General features: G+C 48.8%; 21 protein-coding genes. All 21 read left to right on the forward strand.

Going from position 1 to position 25,955, the window contains the following annotated elements; genetic code table 11:
• The first annotated feature begins 35 nt into the window (after positions 1 to 35).
• Positions 36 to 1,361, forward strand: coding sequence for a UDP-N-acetylglucosamine 1-carboxyvinyltransferase (gene murA, locus ACFSUF_RS24225; RefSeq protein ID WP_377607466.1), 1,326 nt, complete (start codon positions 36 to 38; stop codon positions 1,359 to 1,361).
• Positions 1,362 to 1,636: 275 nt separating this feature from the next.
• Positions 1,637 to 2,713, forward strand: coding sequence for a stage II sporulation protein D (spoIID, locus tag ACFSUF_RS24230; RefSeq protein WP_377607468.1), 1,077 nt, complete (start codon positions 1,637 to 1,639; stop codon positions 2,711 to 2,713).
• Between the two features lie 75 nt (positions 2,714 to 2,788).
• The gene (locus ACFSUF_RS24235; RefSeq protein ID WP_377607470.1) at positions 2,789 to 3,535 is read left to right on the forward strand and encodes a peptidoglycan DD-metalloendopeptidase family protein; all 747 of its coding nucleotides are present in this window, start codon (positions 2,789 to 2,791) and stop codon (positions 3,533 to 3,535) included.
• Positions 3,536 to 3,742: 207 nt separating this feature from the next.
• Complete coding sequence (gene spoIIID / locus ACFSUF_RS24240; RefSeq protein ID WP_068606386.1) at positions 3,743 to 4,027, forward strand: sporulation transcriptional regulator SpoIIID; 285 nt, start codon at positions 3,743 to 3,745, stop codon at positions 4,025 to 4,027.
• A 214-nt stretch (positions 4,028 to 4,241) separates the two neighbouring features.
• Positions 4,242 to 5,240 carry a rod shape-determining protein gene (gene mreB / locus ACFSUF_RS24245; RefSeq protein ID WP_377607472.1) on the forward strand — a complete coding sequence of 333 codons (999 nt, stop codon included), beginning with the start codon at positions 4,242 to 4,244 and terminating at the stop codon, positions 5,238 to 5,240.
• 88 nt (positions 5,241 to 5,328) lie between these two features.
• The gene (locus ACFSUF_RS24250; protein WP_377607474.1) at positions 5,329 to 6,195 is read left to right on the forward strand and encodes a flagellar hook-basal body protein; all 867 of its coding nucleotides are present in this window, start codon (positions 5,329 to 5,331) and stop codon (positions 6,193 to 6,195) included.
• A 24-nt stretch (positions 6,196 to 6,219) separates the two neighbouring features.
• Positions 6,220 to 7,101 (forward strand): flagellar hook-basal body protein, encoded by an 882-nt coding sequence (locus ACFSUF_RS24255; protein ID WP_377607476.1) that lies wholly within the window; start codon positions 6,220 to 6,222, stop codon positions 7,099 to 7,101.
• Between the two features lie 33 nt (positions 7,102 to 7,134).
• Positions 7,135 to 7,353: a DNA-directed RNA polymerase subunit beta gene (locus tag ACFSUF_RS24260; RefSeq protein WP_377607478.1), complete on the forward strand. Its 219-nt coding sequence runs from the start codon at positions 7,135 to 7,137 to the stop codon at positions 7,351 to 7,353.
• A 108-nt stretch (positions 7,354 to 7,461) separates the two neighbouring features.
• Positions 7,462 to 8,010, forward strand: a complete 549-nt coding sequence (locus tag ACFSUF_RS24265) for a CDP-alcohol phosphatidyltransferase family protein (protein ID WP_377607480.1) — start codon at positions 7,462 to 7,464, stop codon at positions 8,008 to 8,010.
• Between the two features lie 133 nt (positions 8,011 to 8,143).
• Positions 8,144 to 8,581: a 3-hydroxyacyl-ACP dehydratase FabZ gene (gene fabZ / locus ACFSUF_RS24270; protein WP_377607482.1), complete on the forward strand. Its 438-nt coding sequence runs from the start codon at positions 8,144 to 8,146 to the stop codon at positions 8,579 to 8,581.
• A 53-nt stretch (positions 8,582 to 8,634) separates the two neighbouring features.
• Positions 8,635 to 10,344: a phospho-sugar mutase gene (locus ACFSUF_RS24275; RefSeq protein ID WP_377607484.1), complete on the forward strand. Its 1,710-nt coding sequence runs from the start codon at positions 8,635 to 8,637 to the stop codon at positions 10,342 to 10,344.
• Between the two features lie 109 nt (positions 10,345 to 10,453).
• Positions 10,454 to 12,472, forward strand: a complete 2,019-nt coding sequence (locus ACFSUF_RS24280) for a DUF5693 family protein (protein ID WP_377607486.1) — start codon at positions 10,454 to 10,456, stop codon at positions 12,470 to 12,472.
• Positions 12,448 to 13,590 (forward strand): polysaccharide pyruvyl transferase CsaB, encoded by a 1,143-nt coding sequence (gene csaB, locus ACFSUF_RS24285; protein WP_377607488.1) that lies wholly within the window; start codon positions 12,448 to 12,450, stop codon positions 13,588 to 13,590. Before ACFSUF_RS24280 ends, csaB begins: the two co-directional genes overlap by 25 nt.
• Positions 13,584 to 14,342, forward strand: coding sequence for a WecB/TagA/CpsF family glycosyltransferase (locus ACFSUF_RS24290; protein WP_377607490.1), 759 nt, complete (start codon positions 13,584 to 13,586; stop codon positions 14,340 to 14,342). The genes csaB and ACFSUF_RS24290 overlap by 7 nt, the downstream gene beginning before the upstream one ends.
• Positions 14,343 to 14,459: 117 nt before the next feature.
• Positions 14,460 to 15,578 (forward strand): MraY family glycosyltransferase, encoded by a 1,119-nt coding sequence (locus ACFSUF_RS24295; RefSeq protein WP_377607492.1) that lies wholly within the window; start codon positions 14,460 to 14,462, stop codon positions 15,576 to 15,578.
• Positions 15,579 to 15,765: 187 nt separating this feature from the next.
• Positions 15,766 to 17,421, forward strand: coding sequence for a hypothetical protein (locus ACFSUF_RS24300; protein ID WP_377607494.1), 1,656 nt, complete (start codon positions 15,766 to 15,768; stop codon positions 17,419 to 17,421).
• 29 nt (positions 17,422 to 17,450) lie between these two features.
• Positions 17,451 to 18,920, forward strand: a complete 1,470-nt coding sequence (locus tag ACFSUF_RS24305; RefSeq protein WP_377607496.1) for an S-layer homology domain-containing protein — start codon at positions 17,451 to 17,453, stop codon at positions 18,918 to 18,920.
• 20 nt (positions 18,921 to 18,940) lie between these two features.
• On the forward strand, positions 18,941 to 20,176 hold the full coding sequence (locus ACFSUF_RS24310; RefSeq protein ID WP_377607497.1) for an S-layer homology domain-containing protein: 1,236 nt from the start codon (positions 18,941 to 18,943) through the stop codon (positions 20,174 to 20,176).
• Between the two features lie 15 nt (positions 20,177 to 20,191).
• On the forward strand, positions 20,192 to 22,159 hold the full coding sequence (locus ACFSUF_RS24315; protein ID WP_377607499.1) for an Ig-like domain-containing protein: 1,968 nt from the start codon (positions 20,192 to 20,194) through the stop codon (positions 22,157 to 22,159).
• A 158-nt stretch (positions 22,160 to 22,317) separates the two neighbouring features.
• A complete protein-coding gene (locus ACFSUF_RS24320; RefSeq protein WP_377607501.1) occupies positions 22,318 to 22,659 on the forward strand; it encodes a hypothetical protein in 342 nt (113 codons plus the stop codon).
• A 460-nt stretch (positions 22,660 to 23,119) separates the two neighbouring features.
• Entirely contained in the window at positions 23,120 to 25,909 is a 2,790-nt protein-coding gene (locus ACFSUF_RS24325; protein WP_377607503.1) for an S-layer homology domain-containing protein, read from the forward strand.
• Positions 25,910 to 25,955: the final 46 nt, after the last annotated feature.

Here is a 25,955-nt window from a genome sequence, read left to right on the forward strand (position 1 = left end):
TATTCATGAGAAATATGCGCGGAGGGAACCAGAGCATGAGCAAAATTATCGTCCGCGGCGGAAAACGTTTGACCGGAACCGTCAAAGTAAGTGGAGCTAAAAACTCCGTTCTTCCGATCATCGCTGCCTCTATCTTGGGAGAAGAAGGCGAGAGCGTAATACACGACGCTCCCCCATTAGACGATGTCCTTACGATTAACCGCTTATTGGAGACATTAGGAATAGCTGTACAATATTCGAACGAAACGATTCGCGTTAATGCGGAGAAAGTAACAAAAACCGAAACCCCTTACGAGCTAGTCCGCAAAATGAGAGCTTCTTTCCTGGTCATGGGACCTTTGCTTACCCGCCTGGGCCATGCGAGAATTGCTCTTCCAGGCGGCTGCGCAATCGGCACCAGGCCGATCGACCAGCATTTGAAAGGTTTTGAAGCGCTGGGAGCGGAAATCGGATTAGGTCAAGGATACATTGAAGCGAAAGTGGACGGACGCTTGAAAGGCGCTAAGATTTACTTAGACGTTGCAAGCGTAGGCGCTACGCAAAATATCATGATGGCTGCCACACTTGCGCAAGGGACTACAACCATTGAAAATGCAGCGAAAGAGCCGGAAATCGTTGATTTGGCTAACTACCTGAACGCTATGGGCGCGGTAGTGCGCGGTGCGGGTACCGGAGTCATCCGTATTGAAGGCGTGGAGAAACTCCGCGGCGTGAAACACACCGTTATCCCTGACCGCATTGAAGCAGGAACGTACATGATCGCGGGTGCCATTACCGGCGGTGACGTGTATGTAGAAGGCGCTATCGCGGATCATCTGACACCTGTCATTTCGAAGATGGAAGAGATGGGTGTAACGGTCCTTCCGGATGAAAACGGTATTCGCGTAGTCGCAGAACGTCCATTGCGTGCAGTGGATGTGAAGACACTGCCTTACCCGGGATTCCCTACGGATATGCAATCCCAGATGATGGCTCTGCTCATGGTTTCCGAAGGCACCAGCATTATGACCGAAACTGTGTTTGAGAACCGCTACATGCATGTGCCTGAATTTGAGAACATGCGCGGACAGGTGAAGGTCGACGGCAGAACGGCGATTGTCAGCGGAGGAACGAAGCTGGTCGGAGCCAAGGTGGCTGCAACTGACCTTCGTGCAGGCGCTGCATTGATCCTGGCCGGTTTGGTAGCGGACGGGGAAACCGAGGTAACGGGAACTCATCACATCGACCGCGGTTATGTGGATATAGCCTCCAAGTTCGGTAATTTGGGCGCGGATGTAACAAGAATCGATCCGCAGCCGGTGCAGGAAGAAATCGAAGAGGCTGCTCCGTTATTTGCTTCCGTACAGAGCTCTCTGGCGTAAAGTTGCCGCAAATTTTCATAGTATAATCAACGAGACCGGTCCTTTGGATCCGGTCTTTTTTATGTGCAGTTCTCTCCCTAATAAAGTAAAAGCCACCAACGAATCCTACCCTCGCTAAACTCGCAAAAATGAGCCTTATGGAAATTGTAACGAATCCTCCCATTGTTATTTGGTGTCCCATTCCCCAAGTTCTAACCGCTCTATCTCTATCATAAAAATGAAGTACGAGAAAAGAGAGAACTAGGAACGCGCTACTGCGCCACGGAGGACAACCTATGAAGAGATTTGCCCAGAGACCGGGGTACACGTATCAGAAGTACAAGCTGCTAATTCTTGCATCGGTTTGGCTGGCGGCCAGCATGACGGTCATCGTGCTTTTGCCGGGACTCTTAGTAAGGCATCACCCGTCTTCATTAGATGCAAAAAACGGATCCGCCGTCATACGTCCCTCAGATCAAAGCATAGAAAAGCGATGGAATCCGGACATAACGCTGTATATCTCGAAGCAGAAGAAAGTAATTTCCCTGCCCTTGGAAACGTATTTGAAAGGAGTAGTGGCGGCTGAAATGCCCGCCTACTTTGAGCCCGAAGCGCTGAAAGCGCAAGCGATCGCGGCAAGAACCTACATTTTGCATAGATTTGTTGCCGGAGAAACGGAAGGCGTTCCCGTAAAAGGTGCGCTGGTGACCGATACGGTGGCACATCAGGCTTACAAAACAGACGAGCAGTTAAGAAAAGACTGGGGTGCGGCGGCTGAGGCGAATCTGATTAAGATCGGCAAAGCCGTGGAAGAAACGCGCGGGCTTGTGCTGACTTATGAGGGGAAGCTGATTAACGCCCTATTTTTCTCCACCAGCAATGGATATACCGAAAATTCGGAAGACTACTGGGGCTCTTATGTTCCTTATCTTCGCAGTGTGCCCAGCCCTTGGGACGTTCCAATTTCGCCGCGGTACAAAGAAACGGTCTCCATGCCGTATGGAGATTTTCTCAGGGAACTTGGAGCCGGCGCCGTATCGGCAGCCAGCAGCAGGGCTTCTTTTATCAGAGTAACAGAACGGACGGAAGGTCGCCGCATCGGCGCGATTCGGGTAGGAGACCAACTGTTAACCGGCAAAGAAATGCGGGAGCGGCTCGGGCTGAACTCGTCCCAATTCACATGGAAGCTGAAAGGCAGCCGCATCGAGATCACTACTTACGGGTACGGGCACGGCGTCGGGATGAGCCAGTGGGGAGCAAACGGCATGGCGGAGAAAGGCATGAAAGCCTCCCAGATTCTCAAATACTATTATAGTGGAGTAAAGCTGGAGGATGGATCGAAGTTTGTTTCCTCGCAAAAGCCGGCTCTATGAGAATATGAAATTTTCTATCGACCTCACGTATAAAAGAGACTTGCGTGGCAACAATGGTTGATGAGGTGATAGAAAATGAATAATGATAAAAACCAAGACAAATTGCAAGACCAAGCTCCTAAAACTGTAGAAGGAGCGGCAGTAAAGGGTTCAGGATGGAAAAAGCTTCTCGGCAAGAAATGGGTATTCCCGGCGGCGTACATGGCAGCAGCAGCAATTATCTTAACGTTAATGTGGGTCTATCAGGGGGCTGACAATAAACCTCTGAAAGATATGGGACTCACAACAACGGGCACGCAAACGGAAACGGGAACAGGAACGGAAGATGGCGGAGCAGTACCAGTTAACGCAGTAGCGGAGCCGCTTGGCTACCCTGTAGCAGATCCTACGGCGCTGGAAGTTTCCAGAGAGTTCTATAACCCGGAAGCTAGCAACGAGGAAAAACAGGCCATGGTAGTAGAGTATGACAACACCTATTCCTATCATATGGGTATCGACTATGCGGCGAAAGATGATCAGAAGTTTGACGTGCTGGCAGCTATGACAGGAAAAGTAACCCGTGTGGAACTGAAGCATCCTCTTCTCGGGAACCTGGTGGAAGTCACGAATGCAGCCGGTTTGAAAACCGTGTACCAAAGCTTGTCTGATGTAGCTGTGAAGCAGGATCAGGAAGTGAAAAAAGGCGATGTCATCGCCAAAGCCGGCCGCAACGAGCTGGAGAAGGATCTGGGCGTTCACGTTCACTTCGAAGTACGTGATAACGACAAGCCCGTAAATCCGGAATCGCTGCTGGAAGCCAAAACCGAAAAAGAAGATCAATAAGAACAACAAGAACAACAGTTTTTTCTGAAAAAACCGCTTAGGACAGGGGGGCTCCGGCCCTCCTGTTTTCTTTTTCCCAACAGTCCCTTCCGCTTGTCCGAAAAATAATTACAGCCAAAAAGGCTTGTCACGCTTGGAAACAAAGAATAAACATACACACCCCTCATATAATGTACCAAACTATCTCGAGTTGGGGAGGCGAGGGGCGTGCACGATTACATCAAGGAACGGACGATCAAGATAGGTCGTTGTATAGTGGAAACGAAGAACACGGTTCGGACGATCGCGAAGGAATTTGGGGTTTCCAAAAGCACGGTTCATAAAGACCTGACCGAGAGGCTGCCGGAGATTAATCCCGATTTGGCCAATCAGGTGAAGACGATCCTGGAATACCATAAATCCATACGTCATCTGCGCGGCGGCGAAGCGACAAAAATTAAGTATAAGAAAACCACCCCCAAGAAGAAGGAAGCTGTATTTGCCAGAACGTAAAGTCCATTGCTCATGCCTTCCCCCTTTTGCCTGATTGCTCCAAAAAGTTCGATGAATATTAAAGGATTTTCGGATTCGGCAGCGAATTGATAATTCATTATTCATTCTACTTACGCCGGCGTGACAGCCGGGTGACGGGTGATGACCAGCAATTGGGGCATTCCTGGCGGCAAGGGGCCGTTTCAGGGCAAGCCCGAGGAGGATTTTGAGCGGGATGTTCAGCAAAGACATCGGTATTGATTTAGGAACGGCAAACGTATTGATTCATGTAAAAGGCAAAGGTGTCGTGCTTGACGAACCTTCCGTCGTCGCCATTGAGAGCGACTCCAAGCGGGTGCTCGCCGTGGGCGACGAAGCGCGCCGGATGGTAGGCCGGACGCCGGGTAACATTGTGGCCATCCGTCCGCTTAGGGACGGGGTTATTGCGGATTTTGAAATTACGGAGATGATGCTTAAGCATTTCATTAACCGGGTCGGAGGCAAACGTTGGTACAGCCATCCGCGCATTCTGATCTGCGCGCCGACGGATATTACGTCGGTCGAACAGAAAGCGATACGCGAAGCTGCCGAACGCAGCGGGGCAAGGGAAGTGTTCATGGAGGAAGAGCCGAAAGCCGCGGCGATCGGCGCCGGCATGGACATTTTCCAGCCTAGCGGAAACATGGTTGTTGATATTGGCGGAGGAACGACGGATGTAGCCGTGCTGTCCATGGGCGACGTCGTTACCTCCTCTTCCATTAAAGTTGCTGGGGACAAGTTCGACTCGGCTATCATGAGATACATTAAGCATAAATATAAATTGCTCATTGGCGAACGGACGTCTGAGGAAATTAAAATACGTATCGGATCGGTATACGGGGACAAGCAGGGGGAGATGGATATACGCGGAAGGGATATGGTCACGGGACTGCCGTTGACGATTACCATCCGGTCGGAAGAAATCCGCGAGGCATTAACGGATCCGATATCCATGATTGTAACGGCAGCGAAATCGGTGCTGGAGCGGACGCCTCCGGAACTGTCTGCGGATATTATCGACCGCGGCGTCATTATTACAGGAGGAGGGGCGCTGCTGCACGGGCTGGAACAATTGATGTCGGACGAGCTGCGTGTTCCGGTGCTCATTGCAGAGGATCCGATGCACTGTGTGGTCAAGGGGACGGGCCTCATGTTGGAACATCTGGACAAGATCAGCAAGCGTAAATTAGGGTAAACTTTACAGCCGGACAAGCCGATATGATAGGTAGATGCTCAGAAGATCGGGGAAACCCGGTCTTGGCTGTGCTTAAGGAGGAATTCCTGTGCTAAGAGGCCTATACACCGCGGCTGCGGGCATGATCGCCCAGCAGCGGAAACACGATACGGTGACGAATAATATAGCAAACATCAATACCCCCGGATATAAGGAAGAGCAGGCAGTGAACCGGGCGTTTCCCGAGATGCTGATCGCCTTAATAGGCGAAGACCAGAAGCCGGGTTCGAAGCAGATTGGCCGGATGAACAGCGGCGTCCTGGCGGAAGAGCCGGTAACTGTGCACCTTCAGGGCGATCTTCAGGAGACGAAGAATGCAGGAGATTTTGCGCTGTCCTCGGATATTCGGGTCCCAGGCATGACGTTTGACGCCTCCGGGAAATATGTAAGTCCGGATGGAACGGTAACGTACCAGCCGCAGGCCTATTTTACCGTTCGGGATGCCAACGGGGAAGAGCGCTTTACGCGGAACGGCAAGTTTGTAGTGGGGGCGGCCGGACAACTGCTCACTACAGACGGCGCTCTTGTGCTGGGAACTGACAATCAGCCAATAACGCTGAGTGGTCCTTTGTCTGACTACCGGGTAACGGAGCAAGGACAATTTGCCGATGCGCAGACGGGAGAGCTGGATCCGACGATCTCAGGGCTGAAAATCTCCAAGATTCAGAACCCGTACGACCTGGTGCGCGAAGGAAACGGCAATTTCCGGCTTTCCGGCGAGGCAGCGGCGGCGGATGTGGCGCCGGGAGATAATGTCGCGGTGCGCCAAGGATTTATTGAGCGCTCGAATGTCGATGCAGCGGCGGCCATGGTGGATTTAATGACAGCTCAACGGGCTTACGAAGCTAACCAGAAGATGATTCAGTACTACGACAAAAGCATGGATCGCGCCGTCAACGATATCGGCCGCGTCTAACGCATAGCGGACCGGGAGGATCTTATGAACCGTTCAATGATAACAGCAGGCGTTTCCATGTACGGCCTGCAGCAGAAGCTTGATATTTTAGCAAATAATATCGCCAATGTGAATACAGTAGGTTATAAGAAACAGGAGGCTTCTTTTCAGGATGTCCTGACTAACGTTACACAGCAGGAGCCTTCCTTTAAGCAAGCCGGACGGCTGAGTCCGCTTGGATATAAGAACGGGTACGGCACGTATCTGGCTAATGTGCAGACGAACTTTACTTCCGGGGCCTTGAAAGAATCCGGGAATCCGTTGGATCTGGCAGTGCAGGGCGATGCTTTATTCCAACTATCCGTGGCGAATACAGGAGCCGGAGGCCAAACCTCTGTTAAAACGGCGTTTACCCGCGGCGGGAACTTCCAGCTATCGAGCTTGGGGGATTCTGCGTCTAATTATTTAACAACGCAGGACGGGTATCTGGTAATGGGCATTCCTAATGGCGGTAACCCGAATAATCCGCAGCCGGTCAAAATCCCTAAGGATCACGCCTTTACAGTAGATGCCTATGGTAATATTACTACGCGGGATCTGACGAATCCGTATGCACGGCCTGTCGCTGCGGGAAGACTGTTAATGGTAAAGCCGCAGCAGCCTGAAATGCTCGAACTGACTGGGGACAATACGTATCAGCTGAAAGAAGGGGCTCCGGCTAATGCCATGAGCGCAATAGCGTTTAACAGGCTGAACCCTGACGCAAATCAACCGAAGATTTATCAAGGTTTCCTGGAGCAGTCCAATGTGGACCTGGCTGACGAGATGACCGAGCTGATGACAGTGCAGCGGGCTTTTCAGCTGAATTCCCGGGCGTTGGCCTCCAGCGATGTCATGGCCGGATTGGCGAACAATTTGCGCGCGTAATCTTATTTTGTAGAAACGAGAGGAATCGAGCTCATGTCCAACCTACAAGAATCAAGACCAGCCGGCAGACCCCGATGGCTCCGTATTCTGCTTCGCACTTCGCGAATTCTGCTTGTGCCCGTGCTATGTGTGCTCGCAGTTATCGCGGGCCTGATTGCAGGTTATGTGTATCTTGGCGGACAGCCGCTGTCCGAAGCGCTGCAGTGGAGCACCTGGGTGCATGTGTTTGATTTGGTTTTTTCGAATGAATAATTCCGCTTATCCCATATTTTTAAACTGACTCCCTAAGGGGAGTTTTATTTTGACTGAATGTCGATGTATAATAAATGGGAATGTTACAGAAAGTGGGGAGGGTCTGGAATGAATTTGCCGAATCTGTTGACCCTATGCCGGTTTGGCATGATCCCCGTCTATGTAACTTGCTTCTCTTACGAAAACTATGTGTATGCTTTTATAGCGGTAATTCTGGCGATAGTAACGGATATATTGGACGGTCATCTGGCCAGGTCCCGGGGACTTGTTACCAAATTGGGCAGTGTTCTGGATCCGCTCGCGGATAAATCGATGATGCTGGTTGTCTTTTTGTCGCTATTATATATTGATATCATTAGCCTGGAAGCGGCAATGGCCATTCTTGTGCGTGATTTAGGAATGATTGCAGGCTCGGCCCTGTTCTATTTCCGCGGAAAACAAACCGTCCCGGCCAACGTTATGGGGAAGCTTACGACGGTTCTGTTCTATTGCGCAATTGCCATGCTGGCTGCAGGGATCCCTTACTCGCTTCATTTTTTATGGGTGGTCATCGGATTCTCGTTCCTGTCTTCAGCCAACTACATCATCAAAGTGCTTTCACTAAACAGTCCTTCCATACAGGCAGAAAAAGAGCATCTTCACAAGGGAACCCCATGAAGATACTCTCTTATGTGAACCCTTACTGCTGCAGGCCATAAGGGACAAGTATAGTGTTGTTATCAGAGTGGAAATTTATGCATGGAAAGACGCGAACCGCAGGAAAGCGGCGCTCGAGAGGAGTAATACATAGATGTTAGATATTAAACAGATTCAAGAAATTATCCCGCACCGCTATCCTTTTTTGCTGATTGACCGTATTCTGGAAGTTGAGGAAGGCAAACGCGCAGTCGGCCTGAAAAATGTAACGATGAACGAACCCTTTTTCGAAGGGCATTTCCCGGGTTACCCGGTAATGCCTGGGGTCCTGATCGTCGAAGCATTGGCGCAGGTCGGCGCAGTGGCAATGTTGAAACTCGATTCGAACCGCGGCAAACTGGGGATGTTCGCGGGTATCGACGGGTTCCGTTTCCGCGGCCAAGTCACTCCGGGAGACACCTTGATTCTGGAAGTGAACATGACTCGTCTGAAAGGACCTGTAGGCAAAGGCCAAGCCGTCGCGAAAGTCGGCGACGAGGTGGTTGCCGAAGGAGAGCTGATGTTTGCGCTGGTAGATCCGAACAAGGCATAAAGCAAGGCTTAAAGAGAGAAAAGCATTTCAACCAATGGAAGAGAGGGACCTACATGACTCAACTGATTCGAAAAGCTGCAGATATCTATAAAGAATGGCTTCTGGACGAACTGATCGACGACACGACCAAACAGGAACTCCGCTCCATTGAAGGGCAAGAGAAAGAAATTGAAGACCGTTTCTATAGAGACCTCGAATTCGGCACAGGCGGTTTGCGCGGTGTAGTCGGAGCGGGGACGAACCGCATGAACATTTATACTGTCGGACGTGCTACCCAAGGGTTTGCCGAGTATTTGACACAGCGCCATCCGGAAGGGGCATCCGCAGTTATTGCATATGATTCCAGGAACTTTTCTCCTGAATTCTCGCTGGAAGCTGCGCTTGTGCTGGCAGGCAACGGCGTGAAAACCTATGTTTTCGAGTCGCTGCGTCCTACGCCGGAATTGTCTTTTGCAGTACGGGAATTGAAGGCATCCGCCGGGATTGTCGTAACGGCAAGCCATAACCCTCCGGAATATAACGGATACAAAGTCTACGGCGAGGATGGATGCCAGCTCGTGCCTGAATTTGCGGAGCAGGTCATCTCCCGTATCAAGGGTGTGGACTCGCTGGGCAGCATTGTGAAGCTGAGCCGCGAAGAAGCGGAAAGCCGCGGGCTGCTGGTTTGGATCGGCGAGGAGATGGACGAGAAATACATCCGTACGATTACCGCTCTAAGCCGTAACAAGCAGCTGATTCAGGACCGGATGAATAAAGAGTTCCAAATCGTATTTTCTCCGCTGCACGGCACCGGAAACAAGCCGGTACGGGCTGCGTTGAAGGAAATCGGCTTTACTAACGTTCATATCGTTGCCGAGCAGGAACAGCCGGACTCTATGTTCTCTACCGTGAAATCTCCGAATCCGGAGGAGCGCGAAGCGTTCACGCTTGCGATTGAGCTGGCAGAGAAGGTGGATGCCGATATTATTATCGGAACGGACCCGGATGCTGACCGCATGGGCGCCGTTGTTAAAGATCCGAACGGCCGATATTTTGTATTATCCGGCAATCAGTCCGGTGCCATTATGGTCCATTACTTGCTGAGCAGTATGAAGGAACGCGGTGAATTGCCTTCCAACGGCGCGGTAATCAAGACGATCGTTACAAGCGAAATGGGAGCCACCATTGCACGCCATTACGGTGCAGCTGTCCTGAATACGCTGACCGGCTTCAAGTACATCGGCGAGAAAATGACTGAATTCGAAGCAACGAAAGAATATCAGTTCTTGTTCGGCTACGAGGAAAGCTACGGATATTTGGCCGGAACGTATGCAAGAGACAAGGATGCTATTATCGCATCTATGCTGATTTGCGAGGCGGCGGCTTATTATAAGGCGCACGGCAAGACGCTGTATGACGTGCTGCAGGAATTGTATCAGCAGTTCGGCTACTTCCTGGAGAGCCTGGAGAGCCGTACGCTGAAAGGGAAAGACGGCGTGGAGAAAATTCAGTCGATCATGTCCGACTGGCGGAATAACCCGCCTGCCGACATTGCGGGAATCAAGGTTGCGGAAGTACTGGACTATGCGCTTGGTCTGGAAGGGCTGCCTAAGGAAAACGTGCTGAAATTCAAATTAACGGACGGTTCCTGGTTCTGTCTTCGTCCATCCGGCACGGAGCCGAAGATCAAAGTGTACTTCGCAGTCAAAGGGGATTCCGGCGAACAGGCGGAGGTTTCGCTTCGCCAGCTTACCGAAGCTGTGATGTCGCGGGTAGACAGTTAATCCGTTCAGGGGATAAGCATCACTATTATAGTTGAAAGATCCAGCCTCTCCGGACATCGGTTCAGATGCCCGGAGAGGTTTCACAATTTTTGACGGGAGTGGAATCGCAGTGCTTCGTACGTTACTTGGCTGGAACGGAAAGATAGGGAAAGTGCTTTGGATCATTGTAATTTTAGGGTTGGCGGCTTCCCTGCCGATCGCATATCAAAGGGTAGAAACAGAGCGTTCCTCCAAGAAAGTGGAGCTTGTGTTCGACTACCGGGACATTACGGATATTGCTGCTGTAAAGCCTAATCCGCAGCAGTTTGTGAAGGAGAAACTGGAGCAGCTTAAAGGCGCCGGATTTACTTCCATGGCTGTCTATGACAGCAGTTTATCGGAGCTGAGAAATACCCGGCATATCCAGCTGTTCAGTTCTGTGGATTATGCGGCACTGACCGGGACACCGCTGCCGGCGGATAAAAATTATACTTATGTGCTCTTTGCGGACAAGCAGGCGGCAGATACGTACCGTCCTCTGATTGAAGGCGCTTTTCAGAGATTGAATGTAGGAACAAAGGATTGGACGTACAAGGGCCAGGCCGGATTGGTAATCGAAGTTCCTTTCGAAGAAGCGACGATGCAGGCGTTAGACCCGGACCCGCAGGCGCTTCAAACTATTAAAGCAGCGGGCTTTCAAGTGGTAGCCCGGATATCGGACCGCCGCAGCACTCTTACTCGAGAAGACATCGACCGCATTATCGGTATTTATAAATCCCAAGGTACAAGATGGATTGTGTTTGACGGCTCTTCCGTCACAGGGTTTAACAACGAACCCGACAAACGTACGATGAGTTATCTTGCCGAATCGTTGAAACAGAACGGGATCGGTATAGCAGCCATCGAATTGCTGAAAAAACCGATCGAAGGCTTCAGCAAACTTGCTTACCTGATTGATTATGACACGGTCCGGTTGAATTCTTTATCGGACAAGGATGCATGGAAGACTCCGGCGGCATTGTCCGACCGGCAACAGCTTGCGGTAAAAGACCGCAGCATCCGGATGCTCTATTATAACGCTTCGGCTCAAAGAAACTACGAGAAGGGCGTCATTAAAGATCCGTTTGAGAACCTGATTCAAAGCTTGGAGGGAGAAAACGGGGCCCTGGCCAGAATCGAGGCGGCAGGATACACGATCGGTACGGCGGAACCGTTCGACTATGTACATTCCGGCTGGCAGAAAATCGCTAAGCTGATCGCCGTCGTAGGCGGTGTGGCGCTCATAGCGCTGCTGATCGGACAGTTTATCCCGGTGTTAGCAATTCCGGCTTTTGTGCTTGGTACGATAGGTGCAGCCGGGTTAGTGGTTCTATCTGCAGATCTTCTCAGCAAAATGCTTGCGTTAGGAGCAGCCATCAGCGCGCCTACGTTAGCTGTCATCCTCGCAATCCGCACTATCCAGAAATGGAATGAACAAGGGGCGGCAGGGGCAAGATGGAGCAAAGCGGTTGTGCTGTTTTTGCGGACAAGTCTCATCTCCTTAGTGGCCGTACCGTTCATGGTCGCGCTGCTGAACGCACCGAAATATATGCTGGTACTGGATCAATTCCGGGGTGTAAGCCTTCTGCATGCGGCACCGATCGGGCTGGTAGGCATTTATGTGCTTCTGTATACCAGCGGCGGGGTGATCAGCACAATCAGAAACCTGCTTTCCAGGAATATCACCGTTCTGATGGTGGTTGCAGCCGGCATACTAGGGGCAGCGGGTCTATACTATCTTTCCCGTACAGGGAATGAAGGCTCCGCATCTTCCATCGAGCTCATGTTCCGTTCGATATTGGAAAATACGTTTGGTGTCCGGCCGCGGACAAAAGAGTTTTTGCTGGCCCATCCGATTTTCATTACTGCGGTTTATATTGCTCTTAAAGGCACCAAGTATAAAAGTGCGCTGTATCTGCTGATTTTTGCCGTGATCGGACAGCTGTCTATGGTCGACACGTTCGCGCATCTGCATTCGCCGATTAAGATCTCGCTGGTCCGCGATTTGCTTGGCATAGGGCTTGGCATCGTGCTGAGCGTAATATATGTAGCTGTGTGGGAAATCCTTGTAAGGGGTTGGAAGCTTTGGGCTCCATTAGTAAGAAAATAGTTATCTCCGGGTATTACGGATTTCATAACAGCGGGGATGAAGCGGTTTTGAAATCGATTCTTCTCGCATTGGAAGCGGAGGGCCAGCGGCAAGGGGTGAGGATTGAGCCTGTCGTGCTGTCTATTAATCCGCCGCTGACGGAGAAATTGTATGGCGTAAAAGCTGTACACCGCATGAAGCTGTCAGAAGTGAGACAAGCGATCCGCGAGAGCGACGGCTTGATCAGCGGCGGAGGCAGCCTGCTGCAGGATGCTACGGGATTGAAGTCGATTCCTTATTACTTGGGCGTGATTAAACTTGCCCAGTGGGCCGGGAAGCCGACCTTCATCTACTCCCAAGGCATCGGTCCTGTGCATCGGCGGGTGTTCTACCCGCTGATCCGCGGCGTCTTCCGGAAATGCGATTACATTTCCGTCCGCGATGTGGAGTCCCGCGATCTGCTGCGCCGCATCGGCGTGGCACCGGACCGGATCGGGGTCGTCCCCGATCCGGTGATAGCGATGCCGCTGCCGGAGGCGCTCCCGCGGGACGCCGCCGCAGGCGCGGGCACCGACCGGCCCGTGGTGGGCGTGTCGGTGCGGTTCTGGAACAAGGACCGGTCGGATCTCGACCGCCTTGTTCAAGGGCTTGCCCGCATTGCCGCGGAGCGGGCGGTGCGGTTTCATTTTCTCCCGTTCCATCTGCCTTCGGACGAAGAAGCTTCGGTGTATGTGATGGAACGGCTGCGCACCGCTGCCGCCGGCTCGGACCTCGAGACGAGCCTCTACGGCGGCAGCGAAGACCCGCAGGCGATGCTGGCCGAGGTCAGCGCCTGCTCGCTCTTGATCGGCATGCGGCTGCACTCGCTCATCTATGCCGCGGGACAATCTGTGCCGGTGATGGGGATCAGCTATGATCCGAAAATCGATCATTTCATGAACCGTCTCGGGATGAAGTCCGCGGCTACGACGGAGCAGCTTGATACGCATGCCTTCGGGGCAGAGGCCGTCTCGCTGCTCGACGGCCGGGAGGCCTGGATCCGCTCCAAAGAGAGCGTGATCGAAGAACTGAAAGCGCAGGCGGTGCGGCCTGCGCAGGAGATTGTTAGTTTTTACGCAAAACGGGTTAAAGGATGGTAACAGTGAACACTGGATTTGAGAAAGTATCAATTTTCGGCGTCCCTTTTTCCAAAATGAATATGAAGGAAACCGTAGAATATCTGACCTCGGCTGTGAACAACCGGCAGGCTACGCAAGTCATTACAGCTAATCCGATCATGGTAATGACCGCGGTGAACAATCCGGACTATCTATCCATGATGAAGCGCGCGGAATTGATTGTGCCGGATGGAGCGGGGGTAGTTTGGGCAGCGGGGTATGTCGGCAATCCTGTAGCCGAACGGGTTACCGGCTTTGAATTGCTCCATGAGCTTCTGAGGGCGGGAGGACGGTTTGGCTGGAAAGTGTATATGCTCGGGTCCTCGCCGGAGGTCATTGAGGAAGCTCATAACCGTCTGCGAGCCCAATATCCCGGCGTTCAATTCGTCGGATTCCGCGACGGATTTTTCGGGCCGGCCGAGGATCAGGAAGTCATCCGGGAAATCCGCGAAGCCGGGCCGGATCTGCTCTTTGTCGCCCGGGGCGCCGATACACAGGAGCCTTGGATCGACCGCTATAAGCAACAGCTGAATGTGCCGTTGATGATGGGGGTCGGCGGAAGCTTCGATGTCATTTCCGGCAAAACGAAACGCGCCCCTAAAATTTTTCAGAAGCTAAGGCTGGAATGGTTTTACAGGCTGCTAAAGGAGCCTTCCCGGTACCGAAGGATGCTGGCTTTGCCGAAATTTGCCGTGAAAGTGATGCGAGAGAAAGAAAATGTGCAAAAACCTTGACTTTCCTTTCGAATACGACGAAAAATTATGAAAATCTAATGAAAATTAAGGTGGAACTTCTTTGTTAATGGGAGTATAATTTGGGACGGTAATAAAAATGGACAATTGGGGGAAACCATGAGTTATCTATACCTGCTTGGTTTTGCTGCCGCATTAGCTTTGGCTTTCATCTTAACGCCCTTAGTAAAGACATTCGCCATTAAAGTCAATGCAGTCGACCGGCCGAATCACCGGAAGGTACATACGCGCATTATGCCGCGTCTTGGAGGATTAGCGATTTTTGCCGCATTTGCCGGTACTTATCTGCTGCTGTCTCCATGGTTACATCTGGACAACCGAAATATGAATTTAATCCACGGATTGCTGGCCGGAGGCACGATCATCGTGATCATCGGCGCGTTGGACGATAGATTTGAATTATCCGCCAAGGTCAAGCTGCTAGGTCAGATTGCTGCGGCATGTGTGCTTGTATTCGGATTCGGAATTAAAGTGAACTTCTACAACGTACCGTTCGGCGATCCGATGATGCCGATTCAGGACTGGATCTCCATTCCGCTTACGATCTTCTGGGTTGTCGGCGTGACGAACGCCATTAACCTGATCGACGGCCTGGACGGCCTGGCAGCCGGAGTGTCCGGTATTGCTACGGCGACCATTTTGGTCCTGGCGCTGTTCATGACGAACGGCGGTACGGTTATACTGCTCAGCTGCATGTTGTTAGGCAGCATTATCGGCTTCCTGTTCTTCAACTTCCACCCTGCCAAGATTTTCATGGGGGATTCGGGATCGCTGTTCTTGGGCTTCAGCCTTGCAACCCTCTCCATCATGGGTTTCAAACAGGCAACGCTCGTTTCGTTCATTATCCCGCTGTTTATTATCGGGGTGCCTCTATCGGATACGTTCTTCGCCATTGTTCGACGCTGGGTGAACAATAAGCCGATTTTTGCGCCTGATAAGGGACATCTTCATCACTGCCTGCAGCAGCTCGGCTTCAGCCACCGCAAAACCGTTCTTGTGATCTACGGGGTGGCGGCGTTCTTCGGGGCGACAGCTGTTGTTCTGTCTCAAGTATCTCAAGTAGCGAACTGGATTACGGTGCTTGTCATCGCAGTTACGATTATCGTGCTTCAACTGGGTGCGGAGGTCATCGGTATTGTTGACCGGACCCGCCGTCCGCTGATCTCCGCTTTGCAGCGGCTTCGTATGAAGGCGGAGACCGAAACGCGTACGAAATAATTCATCTATTATCTTAACGTATAGTCCAAAGCTCTTTCCTTCGGGAAAGGGCTTTTTTGTTGTTTTGCCGCATTTCCTTTTTTCGGGAAGCAACCCTAAACATTTGGACACCTCAGGACGATATAACAAATAGGACTAACCGTTTTTTACCCATTACATCCGTGTGCTCATGGCTTGGAGGAATGTTATGAAGAGAACGCTCCCGATTCTCATTTTGCTGCTGCTTAGTATGGTGTTACATACTGCTGCCGGTTTTGCCGCGGCAGGCTCGACACTTGTTTATAAAGGGAAAATCAGCTCAGTTGATGCCAAAAACCTGCGAGTGACGCTCCAGCTTTCTGCTTCCAAGAAACAGACGTTCCGGATTACGCCCAACACTAAGCTGCTTGTGAACGGGGTTGCTGTGAAATTCGCGGTGTACCGTCCCGGTATGCAGGCTCAAGTTACCGTCTCTAAGAAGAATGGAGCCACTGTACAGATTCAGGGAATTACAAGGCAGGAGACCGCAGTCATTCCGGACCTGGCTAAATACCGCACAGGGATTGTACGGGATATCGAGGGTAATCGTGTATGGGTTGAAAGGGTATTCGGTCTGATGGAGGATTTCACCGTTTATCCGTCCACTTCCATTTTGAAAGAAGGCAAACGCACGGATCTAACTTCGCTTTATCCTGGAGACCGGGTGAAGCTGTTTATGGACAAAGCGAAATCCAATCAGCTGGCCCTGCTTGAAATCCAGAACAGTTCTATAGAAATGAAGGAGCTGTACAGAGGGCAATTACAATCTTATGACACCATGTTTTACACGATCACGCTAAAGAATGTTGAAATATTGACTGATAACGTTTGGAAGCCTTTCAAAAGTTTATTGAAACTGCCGGTAGACGTGAATCAGCCGGCCTACTATGGACCGAACAAGACGGCCTGGAATGATATGAATCAATTTACGAATAAACAAGTATACCTTGCAACCGTTGTGAAGGCCGGAAACGAACAGGCTGCCCGGGTCCTGATCCAGCAGAGCTTTGAAAGGTCTTATGCGGAGCAGGTATCGCAGGCGAATTTTAATACGGATCTGTTCGAGCTTGTGGGAAGCGGAAGCTTCACCGTTCATCCGGGTTCCATTCTGATCCGCAATGGAAGGCTGGTCGACCAGTATGGATTGACGGATTCAGGCTTTGCCTATGTTTCAGCCGCCGATGCCAATCAAGGGTATGCGCCGCTTGCGAACATAATCAATATTTACAATGAAGGGCTCGAACAGCCTCAGCGGGTACGCGATCAGATCTATTGGGGGACGTTGGATACGCTGGTGGACGGGCGTTTGTTCATTAAGGATTTTGCCACTCAGGAAATGCATCAATGGCAGTACCAGTACGGGGCATCCAAAGAGTTATTCTACGATCTCGATACAAGTATTTATGATCTGACAGCAAACAAGACTGTGCCGTCCGAAGAATTTGACCGCCAAAATTACGCTGTAGACGACGCGTCATCGACCTGGTCCGGCAGGAAAGACTGGTACGGATATATGTATGTCCGCGACGACAGGGTTGTGGCCATTAACGTAAAACAGACGCCTGATAACTTCCTGAACCATAAAACAACAACAGCGAAAGTGGTTTCGCGTAACGGCACCCTGTTGTCGTTGAAAGAAGTGAAGGAATGGAGCCTGACGAAACGCAATTGGCAGGTGATGACCTCCTCTTTTAACTCTTTAGACGTCAGCAAGGCCATCATCATGAAAGACGGACGCAAAATTGCCGCTTCGGAGATCCAGCCTAACAGCAATATCTACGTTATCAGGGACGGCGGAACGGCCATCTTCGTACTCATCACGTAACGTACATGCACTCGGAAGGGGGGAATCCATTGTTCCATCGAATCAGATATGTATGCATCGTCATCTTGCTTCTTAGTTTAGCTGTTCCTGCAGGGGCGTTTGCGGCACCTCCGGATTTCTCCGGCGGTGTGAATAACGAATATAAATATGATGAAATGGTGTTTCTAACGGGCGAACCGGTTGTTTTTTCAGGCAAAATGACCCGCACGGAGAAAACAGCCAAAGGGATCACTACCGTATCCTATAACTTTACTTTAACCTCCGTTGATCCTGCCAAGAAAGGCAAATTGAGCCGCAAGCTTTCATTCGTTACTACGGAAACCGTTAGGCCGGATAAAGGGCAGACGACCACAACGACAGGAGTTGCCAAAGGTTATAAAGAGGATATCGAGATTCTCGGCAAAAAGTTCTCCCTGGCCGACTACCAGTTCTCCAAATCGGATGTGGTGGATAACCGGCCTGTCAGTGATTTTTACTCGGGAAACATCGTCGGCAAAAAAACATATATCGTGAACCGCGGACGTTCCGATGAGGAAGAATTGACCGTTACGTTCAGCGGGGGCGACATAGGCTTCAAAAATTTCTGGGGGAACACGGAGACGCAAGTGATCCAACAGGATATTACGGCCAAAAGCTGGACAGGCAGTGTAAAGTCAACTACTTCGGACAGTACGGCCAAGAAACTGACTTACCAGGATAACATGGCCAACTATACAAGTTTTAACGGCGGATATATGAGAGTGACGGACGGAGAGATGGTTTCCAGGTATGAGTATAATCTGCCTGTCCTGAAAGACGGTGTCGTTAATGCTTCATCCGTTGACCGGAATATTGGAGAACGGGCGCTGAAGCAGAGTAAGGTTCCGAAGATAGAACGCCTCATTGTTCCTAAGTTCAGAGATACCGAGGGGCATTGGGCGCAGGAAGCCATTGAGAAGTTGTATTCACTGGATATTTTTGAGGAAAAAACAGAGATTTTCGCTCCCAACATTCCTATCAGCCGATACGACTTTACTGTAGCTGTCATGAGAGCCGCAGATAACCGGGTAACCGACCCGAAAACTGCATCCAAGACGAAGGCACCGGTTGTAAATCCGTTCAGGGATATCCGTTCAACCGACCCGAATCTAAAATATATGCAAAGTGCAGAGGCGAAGGGGGTCGTTTCCGGCGTAAGGCCGAGCATTTTTGAGCCGAGTGGAGTGTTGACCCGGGCACAGGCGGTTACGATTTTAATTCGGGCGCTGGGTTTTGAAACTAAGGCTCCCATGACGTCTTACAGCACCTCTTTTGCAGATAATGCTTCCATTCCATATTGGGCAAAAGATGCGGTCTATGCCGCGAACGAAGTTGGGCTGGTTGTTGGAACGTCTGACGGCACATTTAAGCCAAATAAAGAAATGACACGGGCTGATGCAGCGATGATGCTGTCGCGGTTCCTGGAATTTATAGAGAAAGACTTGAAAGTGGATTATGCAGATAACATCGTGCTTTATTAATGAGACTGGAGTTGAGGATTTTGAGGGAATGGAAAGTAAGCAGGGCAGCGAAGATCTCCGCATGTACATTACTGCTGGGCTTGACACTGGCACAGGCTGCTTCGGCAGCATCATTCAAAGACACAAAAGGGAATTGGGCGGAATCGGCGATTAACGCGCTCGCACAGCAAGGGGTTGTGTCGGGCTTCGCAGACGGTACGTTTAGGCCAAATCAGGCGATCAGCCGGGTGGAATTCTTTACAATGCTGAATAAAGTGATGGGCTACAATGTCCGCAAGACTCCTATGTTTTCGGATGTAAGCACTAAGAGCTGGTATTACAGTGAAGTAGCAGCGGCAGTAGGCGCGGGATATATCCAAGGCGAGTATCAGGACGGGGGCAAAATGCTTCCGACTATCGCCATCACCCGGCAGGAAGTAGCGAGTATGCTGGCCAAAGCATTAGATCTGCCTTTGGAGAACAATGCTTCCGTGAAGCTGAGTTACAAAGACAACGCCCAGATCCAGCCTTGGCGTAAATCCGCAGTCAGCGCTATGGTGAAATCCGGCCTGATGAGCGGCATGCCCGATAAGACGTTCCGTCCAACGGAAGCCGTCACGCGTGCTCAGGTCGCAGCGATTTTAAAGCGTGTATTGGACGAGTACAAAGGCGGAGGCTCGGCAGGCGGCGGTTCCGGATCCGGAGGATCCATTATCAGCAATGGCGTCTCCTACCGGCCGTTAAATCCGATCACTGTCATGCAGAACACTTCGATCACGTCGTACTTGCCTTCTTACGTGGATGCTACAGTCAACGGGAAAGTAAGCAAAGTGGCCGTGACATGGCCTTCCGTCAGCACCAGCGAGTTAGGCACACAAAAAGTTCAGGGTACTTTGAGCAATTCCACTTACAGACCCGTACTGACCATCTTTGTAATTAACGGAAACAACGGCACAGGCAACAATGGAGGCAACAACGGCGGTAACAACGGAGGCAATAATGGCGGTCAGCCAATCAATATCGGCGGTCCGGCTCTCGGAGACGTAAAAATCAGCTTCAGCTCGCTGTTTTCGACCATCGTCGTGCGAAGCAACGAGAAAGTAACCACCATTACAGCGAACAACAATCAAATGCATTACGAAGGCAACAACACCTTCAGCATCGCCACAGCCGGCCTGAAACTCGGCGACAAAGTCACCATCAAAGCCATGGACATCTCCGGCAAAGTGATCGACCAGAAAGACTACATCGTCACCCAGACGACTAATGGGAATTAAGGGGGAGAAGAAGAGATGATATCAGCAAAAACAATCCAGTCCATCAAAAAAGCGGCCATAGGCTCCGCTTTTCTGATCACTTTCGCGGCAGCGGCCTTTTTGGGGGCTCCAACGGCGAGTGCTTACAAACCGCTTCCATTAGAATCTAGTCAGTATCCAGAAAATAATGCAACAGGGGTACCTTCGCAGTTAGAGTTTGTACGCTTAAGTTTTAACAGTAACCCTGGGAGAATTGTAGGCACCCATAGTCCCACTTCCATTTCAATCTCAAAAGCAGACCAACCGGGTGGTAGAGAGGGGCAACAGGCAAAAATTCAGGTTATTGAACTCTCGACCAATACTCCCGTGCATGCAACATTATCGGGAACGGACGTTAATGATGATGGAGTAGCTGATCCTGAGTTACATATTCAAGGTAACACGCTTGCTATTAAAGTTAATCCTTTTGACTCGACAAAGGCAGTTGATGATCCATTTAATAAAAACAGGTTAAAGCCAGGTGAAACATATCAGGTGATTATCCCTCAAGGCAGCGTTGTACATAAAGCGCCTGCGGATACGTCTTTTGATAACAATGATGCCATTACATGGACTTTTACTGTTGAGCGTAAACCAACACCAAGTGTTTTTAGTTTTCAACCTGGCAATCAAACATTTCGGTTCGACCCTAAAGTAACTAACACAGGATTGCCCAATAATGTTAGTGCCCTAGGAGTAGGTTATCGTAAAACACTCGTCTTAGAGTTTCAGAATGGAGTAAAACCTAATATTCCAGAAAATACTGTGGTAATATCAGGTAATGAATTAAGTTCAAACGCTACACCTCATAATCCTAATACAGTAACTAAACAAGACCCTAAAGCGTCAAATACGTTAATAGTAACCATGGATACGAATAATCCTCTTAAGGCCAATCATTTGTATACAGTAAACATAAGCAACAACATTACAGATGCAGATTCCAATACTTTGCGCTACTTTAACAAAAAGCCAATAACACCAAGCTCTGCAGCAGTAAAAGTTACAGCTTCTAAAAGTACAGCGCAATATAAATCAGATGTAATTGCATATGCTGAACAAGTACGCCGATATGCTTTTAATGCTATTTATCCATATTTCATGAAGGATAAAACCATAACACTTAATGCAGCAACTGAAGCAGAGAAGTTAGCAAATCTAGCTACAAACACGCTTAGAAACGTCACGATGGATACAACAACAACTACAGCAGCAGCTCTAGAGACGGCACATGCCAAACCGCTTTATGATGCGATTGAAACTGCTACTACGGGATTTGATGCTGTAGTTATTGCCAGTTACTCTTACGATAACGAGACAGGTTTTACACCTGAATCAAAAGCTATGTCAAATAAATATCCGTTAACAAACGATCCAATTTCTATCCGTTTTTCGACTTTCCGTGACTTTAAGGAAACATTAATTAACCCTGCCACCGCAACTGTTCAAAATATCAATAACACTATTTTATCCATTGAACCGCCAAGGCGAGTTGGAGTAGTGGTTCCAAAAAGTTATATTAAAAATATTGAAACACTTCATTACGTGCAGGGACTAGTTCCGTCAACTCAAGGCAATAACCTTACAAACATTGATATTACTGCTGATTCAGATGTTGATAAAATTATAATTAACTCAAACCGTGGACCAAGAATTTTGACATCTAAGGTTAACAATGTATTTACTGCTGGATATTCTGGTTTAGAAGCAGATGGCATTAATGAAATTAGAATTCAGGCTTATGACAAGTATGGACAAATACTTGAAGAAAGAAATATTAAGTTATCAGTCCAAGGTAACAATCCTTTAAAGAACGACTACCTACCTAAAGAGAGTAAGGCTCTGGGCAAGACATATACTCTATACGAGCTTATGGAGGATCCGAAACTCTTCTCGGAAGTGCTCCTGCATTTCCCAGTAAGCAAGCTCAATGAACTCGGTATCTTCTTACCGTACACGCCTTAAAACATCATTAAGAACCGCACAGCGGATGCTGTGCGGTTTCTTTTTTAAGATAGCTCGTCCTACCACTGGTAGATTTTAATTTTGTGCTTGTAAGCTTTTTAATATACAATAGATACATACTTAACCAATTACTAAATATACACACAAAGGTGATTATAATGAAGAAGATCTATTCTACAGCCCAGCAGGAATATTTGAACGCGAAAAATGCGTTTGAGGAGATTAGTAAAGTGCTGGAGAAGAAAATCCAGACGATTACGGTCATCCGTGAGATCCAACAGCCTGAAATGGAAAAGCTGGTTGTAGAGACAGGGTTCCATCAAGCATTTGAGAAGCTTACAGAGGCTGAGACTAATCTTATTAATTGGTCCCATGAAGCCATTAAGCAAGAGCAGACTTATAAAGATAACGTAAGCCATTTTGAAAATATGTACGCAAATCTTCACAGAAACGCAGAAGCAAGAACAACTGTTATTCAATTAGCAATGAAATTGAAATAACCTGCGCAGCCGTCACCTGATTAGGTGGCGGTTTTTTCGTTTATTAATAAGAGGAAAATCGCACATCATATGGTAAAACTTACAGCATGACGGCAATGGCAGGCGAGGATATAATTAGCATTGCAGGACGGAAATACATAAAGAAGAAGACAAATGAAAGACAAGTTTCGGCAATGTTTGCAGAAACCTGAAATTTTTTTTGGAGTAGACGCAACTTTTCTTGAAACCCTGCGTTTATATATGTGAAACTTAAACATACACCTAATCAGCGAATCAAGTTGGATATATTTCTCAAAATATTTCTTTACGCTCTTGCGCTGCCGTTGTATAATGTTTAAGGTAGTTTCACAGTGTCTACTAGTATTTTTTACCTGTTTACTAGTTTCTGTGGCATACATAAGTCGCAGACATTATTTATATTAATTCATGCTCTAACTCTGGAAAGGGGGTGCAATCACCTATGAGTAATACGAGCTTTCAAATTAAAGAATCAGATTTAAACTTGCATGTATATAGAGGAGGAGAAAAAAAGGTTATGAAGAAAATTGTATCCGTAGCACTATCCACAGCAATGGCGTTCTCCATGTTCGCTAGCGTTGTCTCCGGTGCCGAACTTACTACTACTGACAAATTTAATGCACTGAAAGAAAAAGGTATTCTTAGCGGTATTGACGCTGCTGGAAACCCAGGTCTTAATAATTCCCTTACTCGCGCTGAACTGGCGAAAATCCTAGTATCCCTGACTGGTCTTGAGCCAGTGTCCGGAGCTTCTTCTTTTAAAGATGTGAAATCCGGTTGGGCTGTTTCTTACATCAATGCAGCTAACAAAGCTGGTTTGATGGCTGGTACTTCCGCAACAACTTTCGCTCCAGCTGGTAAAGTAACAGTTGAGCAAGTAGCTCGTGTACTAGTTGTAGCTCTTAAAATCGAACACCCAGCTTCCCCTGACACAAACGCTTCCCCTTGGGCGAAAGAGTACGTGGCAGCAGCAGTTAAAGCTGGTCTGATCGATGCTTCTGCTAACCCTAAAGGTCTTGCACTTCGCAGCCTAATCATCGATGCTACTTACGCAGCATGGAACGCTTCCCAAGTAGCTAAAATCTCCAAGTTTGAAGCTGCTGGCGCTAAGAAACTGAAAGTGACTTTCTCCAAAGCTGTTGATCCAGCTGCTGTGAAATTCGCTGTTAAGAAAGGCGCTAACTCCGTAAGCGTTGCTAAGACAACTGTTGCTGACGACAAACTGTCCGCTACACTGGAACTTACTAACAAACTTACTAAAGGTGACTATGTTGTAACAGTCTCCGGCGTTGCTAAGACTGACCTGACTAGCACTGTATCTGTTGAAGACGAGAAAGTAACAGCTATCGCGTTCAACACTACTAACGCTGTTCTTGATGCAACTGACAACACTAAAGCCTATGCAACTTATAAAGTAACTAACCAGTACGGCGAAGAGCTGAACAGCACTACATTGACTGTTACTTCTAGCGTGTACGGTGCAACTGCATCCAACGGTAAAGTTACAATTGATGCTACTGGCGAGTTGAAAGTTGGCGACAAAATCAACGTAAGCCTTCTTGATGCAGCTACAGGCGCATTCAAATCCGAAGTTCTGACGGTATCCGCTAAAGCTGTTACTGCAGATGTTGAAGTGAAGTCCCTATACAACAGCGACGCTGCTGCGGTATTGAGCTCCGACAGCACAGCTTCCGATTTCAAATTGCTGCTTGATGTTAAAGATCAATACGGAAACAAAGTAGCAGCAGCAGACATTAAAGACGATCTGATCGTTTCTTTGTCCGACTACTCCGTACTGACTCTTGCTGGTCTTTCCGCAAGTGACACAACTCCAACTTTCACAACTCAAAAAGTTGATGGTGTTGAATATGCTGCAATTGCCCTGACAGGTATTTCTAAAGGCGGTAAAGTGACTGTTCAAATCATCTCCAAAGCAACTGGCGATATCGCTAAGTTCGATGTTACTGTTAAAGAAGGCGTGAAAGCAGATGCTATCACCCTGACAGCTCCTGAGCTTGCTGTTGCTGGTGAAGACATCACAATCCCTGCTACAGTTCTTGACCTAGACGGAAAAGAAATCACAAACGCTGATAAGCTGAACACTGGCAGCGCTGGCAAAGGTGTTAACCTTTCCTCTACTGCTGGCACAGGATCGTCCATCGGCTTCGTTCAGGACTATGTGAACAACAAAGCTAAGCTAGTTCTGAAAGGTGTAACATCTGCTGGTAAAGTAACTGTAACAGCGATCACTGCTAACGGTAAATTTGCTAACGTTGTAATCGATGTAAAGGAAGCTAAAAAGCCAGTAGTAGTATCCGCTACTAAGGATATCGTTACTAACCTTCTGGTTGGTGGATCTTTCACATTGAATAAAGACTCCATCGTTGTTCAAGACCAATACGGTCGTGAAATTGACGAAAATGCAGCTGGATATACAGTTAAAGTAACTAAAGCTGATTCCGACGATCAAGTTTCCATCACTGGTAACTATGCATCTGGTTACACAGTTGCTGGTGTTAAAAAAGGTAGTGTAGATCTTACACTTACTCTTATGAACGGCGCAACTGAAGTGAAGGACAGCTCTTTCACAATTACCTCTAATGTAGTTGAGAAGTCTCAAATTACTTCTTATGAAGTAGCAGACGTTGCTAAAGTTTATGCAGTTAAAGATAACGCAGTAACTAAGTACGATAAAGAAGTAAAAGTGAATGGTGTAACTGCTGGCGGCGTTAAAGTTGCAGTTCCAACTTCTGAGTTCACTGTTACAAGTGCAACTTACGGTGTAACTGTTACTGGAAACAAAGTACACGCAGATCAAGATGCTGTAAACTTTGGATCTAACACTACTGTTGATGCTAGCCTAGTAGTTGTAGTGAAAGCTAACAACCAACAGCCAGTAACTAAAACAGTTCAAATCTCCAAAGAAGCACCAACTTTTGCAACTATTGAAGTTGTAGAAGAAGGCGGCGTTAAGAAAATCGACGCTAACACAATTTCTGCTTCTAAAGCTGCAGTAAACTCTGAAGCTGAAGTAAAAGCACTTGCTACTTCCTTCATCAAGGCAGTAGACCAGTATGGTGTAGAAATTACAGGTGATGTTTACACAACAGTTATCTCCAACGTAACTGATGGCAAAGACATCACTGCTGTAGAAGCTGGTAACAGCTTCACAGTAACAGCCGTTACATCCAACGGTAAAACTCTGGTAATCAAAGTAATCGTAACTGCTTAATTATCAGTCATAACGAAAAGAGCCTGGTCCTAGACCCGGGCTCTTT

This window comes from Paenibacillus gansuensis, from assembly GCF_042684925.1.
GTDB classification, from domain to species: Bacteria; Bacillota; Bacilli; order Paenibacillales; family DY6; genus Paenibacillus_N; species Paenibacillus_N gansuensis.